The following is a 7348-nucleotide window of genomic DNA, read 5'->3' on the forward strand; positions in this document are numbered from 1 at the left end:
CCCGCTCGCTGGAGAACGAGGACCAGCTCTTCACCGTGACGCTGGAGGAGGCGACCGCGATCTTCGCCCAGCCGAAGACGCGCGGACGCCGCGCCGCCGTCGCGCCACTGAAAGAGCTCGGGAACGACCCGGCCTCGGGCAAGCCCGTGGTCGTCAAGGACGGCCGCTTCGGCCCGTACGTCACCGACGGCGAGACCAACGCGACCCTGCGCAAGGCCGACTCGATCGAGGCGATCACCCTCGAGCGGGCCGCCGAGCTGCTCGCCGAGAAGCGCGCCAAGGGCCCCGCCCCCAAGCGCACGACCACCCGTCGCACGACGACCCGCAAGGCGCCGGCGAAGAAGAAGTAGTCAGCCGTCCAGCCGGGCCACCAGCGCCGGCAGGACGTGCTCGACCAGCATCGGTGAGAGCGTGGCGTCGGCCGCATAGTCGGTGGTCGGGTCGACCGGCAGCCAGCGCAGTTCCTCGATCTCTCCGGACGCCGCGGGCGCGCCCGGCAGCGGCGCGGTGAAGACGTCGGAGCTGATCACGAGCCCGGGTTCGTTGGCCGCCCCGGCGGACCAGGTGCCCAGCAGGGTGATGCTCGCCGGGTCGAGGTCGAGCGAGATCTCCTCGGACACCTCCCTCACGATCGCGGCGAGGTGCGTCTCGCCCTGCTCGACCTTGCCGCCGGGCAGCATGAACCGGTGGGTGCCACGCTTGCGCACCAGCAGCAGGCGGCCGTGCTCGTCGATCAGGGTGCAGGAGACCACGAAGAAGTCGAACGCGGGGCCGGGTCGGGTCACGGCGTCCATCCAACCATGTGGCGGTTGGCGAAGACGCCCCTCAAGGTGTCCAGTTGCCCCTGGCACACCAAGGGCAACTGGACACGTTGGAGGGCATCTGCGAGTCCAGAGGCGGGCCTACTCCGGATGACGTCTTCGCTGTCAGGCGATCGCCGGGTCGGCGACCGCAGCCAACGCCGAGGCCAGGCCCGGGCCGGACAGGTGCGCTCCTGCAGCCTCGCGCCCCATGAGCAGGCACTCGATGGCCGCCATCGGGCCCTCGATCAGCGGGCCGTCGCCGCGGTCCCAGTCGGTGTCGGTGGCCCGCCACCGGAAAGCGGTCAGGCGCCGGGTGACCGGCAGGGTGAACCCCTTCGGCAGGCTCCACGTGCTGTCGGCGGCCACCGCCGCTGCATCGGGGTCGGCGTCCAGCCCGCGCCCGAGGGCCAGCGCGATGTCGTGGTGGTGGACGATCGCGTCGATCAGGTGGTTGATCACGGTGGTGCCGATGACCGTGCGGTGGTGGCCCGGCAGCAGCCGCACCTCACCCAGGAGCTCGTCCACCGAGCGCCGAGCGGCCCAGCGGGTGGCGAGGTCGGAGATCGCCGCGTCCATGGACCCCCGCCCGCGAAGCATCGCCGCGATGGTGCCCGGCAGCGAGGACGCCGACGAGGCCGCCCGCTGCCACGCCAGGTGGCTGACGACGTGCTTCACCGTCCAGTCCGAGCACAACGAGGGGGCGTCCCAGTCGGCGGGGGAGAGCGACCCCAGCAGGGCGATCGTGCGGCGGCGCTGGTCGTCGACCAGGGCCCAGGTCTCGGCGTCGGTGGTCATGGTCACTCCTTGATCAGCCGCTGCACCAGCGCGGTGAGCGGCGCCTGCGGTGCGAAGGAGCCGGACGGGTTGGCCAGCTCGTGCAGGACGGCGCCGAAGACCCAGTGGGCCAGCGCGGCGGCGTCCGCCTCGGGGGTGGGCGAACCGGCGGACGCGACCAGCGCGACCGCCCGGGCCATGACGTCCTGGCCGCCGGCGGTGAGGGCATCCCGGACCGCCGGGGTGGTGGCGGCCTCGACGAGGATCGCGCACCGGGTGAGGGTGACGTCCCGGTCGGTGGTGACCTGCCGGACGGCGAGGTCGGCCAGGGCGGCGGCCAGGGCACGCGGCGAGGCCGGGCCCGCGGCGTCCACGGCCTCGACCCAGGCCGCCCGCTCGCGCTCGACGCAGCGCTCGACCAGACCGACCAGCAGGGCCTCGCGGGTGCGGAAGAGGTTGGACGCCGACCCGGCCGGCAGCCCGGCGGCCGCGTCGACCGCCCGGTGGGTGAGTGCCCGCGCCCCACCCGCGCCGACGACGGAGACGGCGGCGTCGAGGACAGCGGTGCGGCGATCGGTCATGGCGAGAAACTACACCTGTAGTCCGACCCGAACAAGACCCCGGGAACACGACAACGGGGCCGCCCCGAAGGACGGCCCCGTTGTGGATCGGACGGATCAGGCGTCGCGCTCGACACCCATGCCCGGCACGGTCTCCTGCTCGCGGTTGGCCTTGACGGCCTCGTCGACGCGGGTACCGATGGTCTCGTCGACCGACTTCCAGTACCAGATCGCGCGCTCGTAGACCTCCTGGCGGACGATGCCGCCGAGGGCGCCGGTGAGCGTCTCGACGAGGCGGTCACGGGCCGCGTCGTCGAAGACCTCGCGCACCAGCGTGCCGGCCTGGCCGAAGTCGTCGTCCTCGGCATGCAGGGCGTAGGCCTGGCGCACCATCTCGCCGTCGGCCTCCCAGCCCTCGGAGACCTTGCCCTGGAACTCCTGGGCCGACTCACGGCCGAGGGAGTTCGGGGCGTAGACCGGGGCGGTGCCGGAGTGGTGGTACGCCTGGTTGCCGTCGAACATCCACTGGTTGACGGCCTCGAAGCCGCCCTCGACGCCCTGCGGCTGGTTGACCGGGAGCTGGTGGAAGTTCGGGCCGACGCGGTAGCGGTGGGCGTCCGCGTAGGCGAACACGCGACCGATCAGCATCTTGTCGGGGGAGATGCCGACGCCGGGGACCATGTTCGACGGGGCGAACGCGGCCTGCTCGATCTCGGCGAAGAAGTTGTCCGGGTTCTTGTTGAGCTCCAGGACACCGACCTCGTGCAGCGGGTAGTCGGCGTGCGACCAGGTCTTGGTCAGGTCGAACGGGTTGAAGCGGTAGGTCTTGGCCTCCTCGTACGGCATGACCTGGACCGACATCGTCCACTTCGGGAAGTCGCCCTTCTCGATGGACTCCCACAGGTCGCGGCGGTGGAACTCGGCGTCCTCACCCGCGAGCTTGGTGGCCTCCTCGTTGGTGAGGAACTCCATGCCCTGCTGGGTGTGGTAGTGGAACTTCACCCAGAAGCGCTCGCCGGCCTCGTTGACCCACTGGTAGGTGTGCGAGCCGTAGCCGTTCATGTTGCGCCACGTCTTCGGCAGGCCGCGGTCGCCCATGAGGTAGGTGACCTGGTGGGCCGACTCGGGGGACAGGGTCCAGAAGTCCCACTGCATGTCGGCGTCGCGCAGGCCGTTGGAGGCGAGGCGCTTCTGCGAGCGGATGAAGTGCGGGAACTTCATCGGGTCGCGGAGGAAGAAGATCGGGGTGTTGTTGCCGACGATGTCGAGGTTGCCCTCGGTCGTGTAGTAGCGCAGCGAGAAGCCACGGACGTCGCGCCAGGTGTCGGGGGAGCCCAGCTCACCGGCGACGGTCGAGAAGCGCAGCAGCGTCTTGGTGGTGGTGCCCGGCTGGAACACGGCCGCCTTCGTCCACTTCGACACGTCCTGGGTGACCGTGAAGGTACCGAACGCGCCGGCGCCCTTCGCGTGCGGGCGACGCTCGACCACGTTCTCGCGGTTGAAGTGCGCCAAGGTCTCGACCAGGTGCACGTCGTGCAGCAGGAGCGGGCCGTTGGAGCCGATGCTGAGGGAATGGGCGTCGCTCTCGACGGGAGCGCCGCCGGAGGTACGGGAGATGGTCATCGATGATTCCTTCCGTGCACGTCAGTGGGCTGTCGTAGACAGGTTCTCACTGCCCAACAGCTTTCGCACACGAATTATTCCCGACCGCGTTACGCCTAGGATGAACGGCGTGCAGGGAGCATTCGTGGTGTTCGAGGGCGGCGACGGCGTCGGCAAGTCGACGCAGGCCGGCCTGCTGGCCGAGTGGCTCTCCGACCAGGGGCGTGAGGTGGTCCGGACCTTCGAGCCCGGCGACGGCCCGGTGAACGCGCAGATCCGCCAGATCCTGCTGTCGCGGGCCACCGAGAACCTCGGCCCGCGCGCCGAGGCGCTGCTCTTCGCCGCAGACAAGGCCCAGCACGTGCACTCCATCGTCCGGCCCGCCCTCGAGCGCGGGGCCGTCGTGGTCTGCGACCGCTACGTCGACTCGACGCTGGCCTACCAGGGGGCCGGCCGCGTCCTCGACGTGGGTGAGGTCGAGCGCATCAACTGGTGGGGCACCGACGACCTGCGCCCCGACCTCACCGTGCTGCTCGACCTGGCCCCCGAGACGGGGCTGGCCGGCATCGAGTCCCACGACCGCATGGAGTCCGCCGGCGCCGAGTTCCACGCCCGCGTCCGCGAGGGCTTCCTCGCGCTCGCCGAGCGCGACCCGGCCCGCTACCTGGTGCTGCCGGCCCGCGACCCGATCACGGCGATCGCCGAGCGCATCCGCGAGCGGGTCGCCGAGCTGCTGTCCGGCACCCACCACCACGAGGTCGGACGCCGCGGGCTGCTGTCCGCGCTCTTCGACCCCGACCGGGGGCCCGAGGACGAAGTGTCGGAGCCCGCTGGCAGAGTGACGGAATGAGCGTCTGGGGCGAGCTGGTCGGCCAGGAGCGAGCCACCGAGGTGCTGCAGCGCGCCGTGGCCGGCGAGCGGCACGCGATGACCCACGCGTGGCTGGTCACGGGCCCCCCGGGATCGGGCCGGTCGAACGCCGCCAAGGCCTTCGCCGCCGCACTGCAGTGCGGGCGCGGCGGCTGCGGCGAGTGCACCGCCTGCCGCACCTCCCTGTCGGGCGCGCACCCCGACGTCACGCTCGTGCGCACCGAGCAACTGTCGATCGGCGTCGACGAGGTGCGCGACCTGGTCCGCCGGGCCGCGATGGCGCCGACCCTCGGCCGGGCCCAGGTGTTGGTGGTGGAGGATGCCGACCGCATCACCGAGCGCGGCGGCGACGCCCTGCTCAAGGCGATCGAGGAGCCGGCCCCCCGCACCGTGTGGGTGCTGTGCGCGCCCACGCCCGACGACGTGATCGTCACCATCCGCTCGCGGTGCCGCCGGGTCGAGCTGGCCACCCCGAGCGAGGCGTCGATCGCCCAGCTGCTCGAGCAGCGCGACGGCGTCCCGCACGAGATGGCCGCCCACGCCGCCCGGGTCGCGCAGGGCCACATCGGGCGAGCGCGTGCGATCGCCCGCAACGAGGACGCGCGGCGCCGCCGCAGCGAGATCCTCCGCATCCCCGCCCAGCTGACCACGCTCGGGGCCTGCCTCCAGGCGGCGTCGAACCTGGTGGCCGCGGCGTCCGAGGAGGCGACGCACGCCACCGCCGACCTCGACGCCCGCGAGCGCACCACCCTCTCCGAGGCGCTGGGCATGACCACCAAGGGCGCCAAGCCGCGCCACGCCCAGGCCGCGCTGCGCGACCTGGAGGAGCAGCAGAAGGCGCGTGCCAAGCGGCTCCAGCGCGACGCGCTGGACCGGGTGCTGACCGAGCTGACCGGCTACTACCGCGACGTGTTCGCGCTGCAGACGAAGGCGACGCAGCGGCTGATCAACGCCGACCTCGCCGTCGACCTCGCCTCGGTCGCCCGGCGCACCCACCCCGAGCAGACGATCGCGAGCCTGGACGCCATCCTCGCGTGCCGGGAGGCCCTCGAGACGAACGTGGCCCCGCAGCTGGCGATGGAGTCGCTGATGATCAGCCTCCACGCGGCGTGAGTGTCGCTCACGGGTAACCGACCGCGGCTTTGCGACGATGGGCGTGGACGTACGCCCCGAGCAAAGGACTTCCCCATGGCCGACAACAACACCGACACCCGGGCGGATTGGGACGTCGAGGCTGCGCCGGCCCGCCCGTCCGAGGTGGACGCCGAGCGCGAGCGCCTCGTCGCCGAGCGCGCCGCGCGCCGCGAGGCTCGCCTGGCCGCGCTGGCCCCCGCGCCCGAGCCGGAGCCCCAGCCCGTCGCGACCGCCGCCGGCCCCCAGTACGCGGGTGCCCCGGCCGTCGCCGCCGGCACCGGCGCCACCGCGGTGTCCGACCTGCCGGTGCGCGCCGAGACGGTCACCGTCACCCACCGCAACACCGACAAGTTCGCCGGTTCGCTGGGCCTGTTCCTCCTGCGCCTGGTCACCGCCGCCATCGTCGGCAGCCACGGCCTGTACCACCTGCTCAACCTGCCGGCCACGACCGAGCTGATCAGCAGCACCGTCCTGCCGGCGCCCGGCATCCTCGCCGTCGTCCTCGGCGCGGCCGAGGTCGCCATCGCCATCGGGCTGGTCTTCGGCCTGCTCACCCGCATCGCCGGGCTCGGCCTGGTCCTCGTCGCCGGCGGCGCGCTCGCCTTCGTGCTGTGGGGCAACTGGACGCCGTTCGAGGCCGGCAAGCCGGGATTCGTGGGCGCCCTCGAACTGCTGCTGGTCGCCGTCGGCGTGCTGTTCATGTTGGTCGGTGGCGGCGGCTGGTCGGTCGACCACGGCTTCCGCGCACGCCGCGCCGAGGCCAAGGCCGCCTGAGCCACGCCCGGTTTCACGCTGCGGGGCAAGCGTTGCTAGAGTGTGGCCCCGGCCCGTAGGGGCCGCGCCACCTTAGCTCAGTTGGTAGAGCGACGCACTCGTAATGCGTAGGTCAGCAGTTCGAATCTGCTAGGTGGCTCTCTTCATGCCCGCAGGGGAGGTTCGATGGCCACGCCCGACTTCATCCTGCGCTTGCGCCGCCACGTCGGCACCACCCCGCTCTGGCTTTCGGGATCGACCGCCGGCATCCACCGCACCCGCCCCGACGGCACCGTCGAGTGGCTGCTCGTGCGCCGCGCCGACACGGGCGGCTGGTCGGTCGTCACCGGCATCGTCGACCCGGGTGAGCACCCGCACGAGGCGGCGGCGCGCGAGGCGCTGGAGGAGGCGGGCGTCGTCGTCGAAGTCGAGCGCCTCGTCTGGCAGGACGTCACCGCCCTGGTCACCTACGACAACGGCGACCAGACGCAGTACATCAACCACACCTTCCGCTGCCGGTGGGTCTCGGGCGAGCCGCACCCGGCCGACGGGGAGAACACCGAGGCGGCCTTCTTCCCCGCCGACGCGCTGCCCGAGCTGGACGACGACCACGCCCGGGCCATGGGCGTCCTCATCGCGGACGCCCCGGAGTGCGGCCTCGGCCCGCTGCCGCCGGCCTAGGGCGTGTCGCGTAACTGATTTGGGTGGTGGGGGTCAGGGTTGTCTTTGTGACCAGGAGTCCTCAGTTCAGTGACGAGATGTGGGCGCGGATTGAGCCGTTGATGCCGCGTGGGGGCGCGAAGGGCGGCCGTCCGTGGAATGACCACCGGCGGACGGTGGAGGGCATCTGTT

General features: G+C 72.1%; 9 protein-coding genes and 1 tRNA gene. 6 read left to right on the forward strand and 4 right to left on the reverse strand.

Features of this window, described 5'->3' with window-relative positions; translation table 11 throughout:
* Window positions 1-350 (forward strand): topoisomerase C-terminal repeat-containing protein (locus H5397_RS16720; protein ID WP_305072072.1); only part of this gene is annotated, 350 nt, incomplete at its 5' end.
* Here the strand turns inward: H5397_RS16720 and H5397_RS16725 are convergent.
* The 4 genes from H5397_RS16725 to H5397_RS16740 form a co-directional block, all read right to left on the reverse strand.
* Window positions 351-785: an NUDIX domain-containing protein gene (locus H5397_RS16725; RefSeq protein WP_309224393.1), complete on the reverse strand. Its 435-nt coding sequence runs from the start codon at window positions 783-785 to the stop codon at window positions 351-353.
* A 141-nt stretch (window positions 786-926) separates the two neighbouring features.
* On the reverse strand, window positions 927-1598 hold the full coding sequence (locus H5397_RS16730; protein ID WP_182818848.1) for a maleylpyruvate isomerase family mycothiol-dependent enzyme: 672 nt from the start codon (window positions 1596-1598) through the stop codon (window positions 927-929).
* Window positions 1599-1600: 2 nt separating this feature from the next.
* A complete protein-coding gene (locus tag H5397_RS16735; RefSeq protein ID WP_182818850.1) occupies window positions 1601-2158 on the reverse strand; it encodes a TetR/AcrR family transcriptional regulator in 558 nt (185 codons plus the stop codon).
* 96 nt (window positions 2159-2254) lie between these two features.
* Window positions 2255-3760, reverse strand: coding sequence for a catalase (locus H5397_RS16740; protein WP_182818851.1), 1506 nt, complete (start codon window positions 3758-3760; stop codon window positions 2255-2257).
* A 100-nt stretch (window positions 3761-3860) separates the two neighbouring features.
* Here H5397_RS16740 and tmk point away from each other — a divergent pair, with 100 nt between their 5' ends.
* From tmk to H5397_RS16765, 5 genes are all read left to right on the forward strand, one after another.
* Window positions 3861-4589 (forward strand): dTMP kinase, encoded by a 729-nt coding sequence (tmk, locus tag H5397_RS16745; RefSeq protein WP_182818853.1) that lies wholly within the window; start codon window positions 3861-3863, stop codon window positions 4587-4589.
* Window positions 4586-5722: a DNA polymerase III subunit delta' gene (locus tag H5397_RS16750; RefSeq protein ID WP_182818854.1), complete on the forward strand. Its 1137-nt coding sequence runs from the start codon at window positions 4586-4588 to the stop codon at window positions 5720-5722. The genes tmk and H5397_RS16750 overlap by 4 nt, the downstream gene beginning before the upstream one ends.
* Before the next feature lie 75 nt (window positions 5723-5797).
* Window positions 5798-6517, forward strand: coding sequence for a DoxX family protein (locus H5397_RS16755; RefSeq protein ID WP_220492380.1), 720 nt, complete (start codon window positions 5798-5800; stop codon window positions 6515-6517).
* 66 nt (window positions 6518-6583) lie between these two features.
* Window positions 6584-6656: transfer RNA gene (locus tag H5397_RS16760), tRNA-Thr, on the forward strand.
* A gap of 26 nt (window positions 6657-6682) precedes the next feature.
* A complete protein-coding gene (locus H5397_RS16765; protein WP_182818856.1) occupies window positions 6683-7177 on the forward strand; it encodes an NUDIX domain-containing protein in 495 nt (164 codons plus the stop codon).
* The last annotated feature ends 171 nt before the right edge of the window (window positions 7178-7348 follow it).

This window comes from Propioniciclava sp. MC1683, assembly GCF_014164675.1.
GTDB lineage: Bacteria > Actinomycetota > Actinomycetes > Propionibacteriales > Propionibacteriaceae > Propioniciclava.

What these genes read in the sequence shown, in the direction of transcription:
- H5397_RS16735 (WP_182818850.1), bottom strand. Translation starts at nt 2,158, where the DNA reads ATGACCGATCGCCGCACCGCTGTCCTCGACGCCGCCGTCTCCGTCGTC.
- H5397_RS16750 (WP_182818854.1), top strand. Translation starts at nt 4,586, where the DNA reads ATGAGCGTCTGGGGCGAGCTGGTCGGCCAGGAGCGAGCCACCGAGGTG.
- tmk (WP_182818853.1), top strand. Translation starts at nt 3,861, where the DNA reads ATGAACGGCGTGCAGGGAGCATTCGTGGTGTTCGAGGGCGGCGACGGC.
- H5397_RS16765 (WP_182818856.1), top strand. Translation starts at nt 6,683, where the DNA reads ATGGCCACGCCCGACTTCATCCTGCGCTTGCGCCGCCACGTCGGCACC.
- H5397_RS16740 (WP_182818851.1), bottom strand. Translation starts at nt 3,760, where the DNA reads ATGACCATCTCCCGTACCTCCGGCGGCGCTCCCGTCGAGAGCGACGCC.
- H5397_RS16730 (WP_182818848.1), bottom strand. Translation starts at nt 1,598, where the DNA reads ATGACCACCGACGCCGAGACCTGGGCCCTGGTCGACGACCAGCGCCGC.
- H5397_RS16755 (WP_220492380.1), top strand. Translation starts at nt 5,798, where the DNA reads ATGGCCGACAACAACACCGACACCCGGGCGGATTGGGACGTCGAGGCT.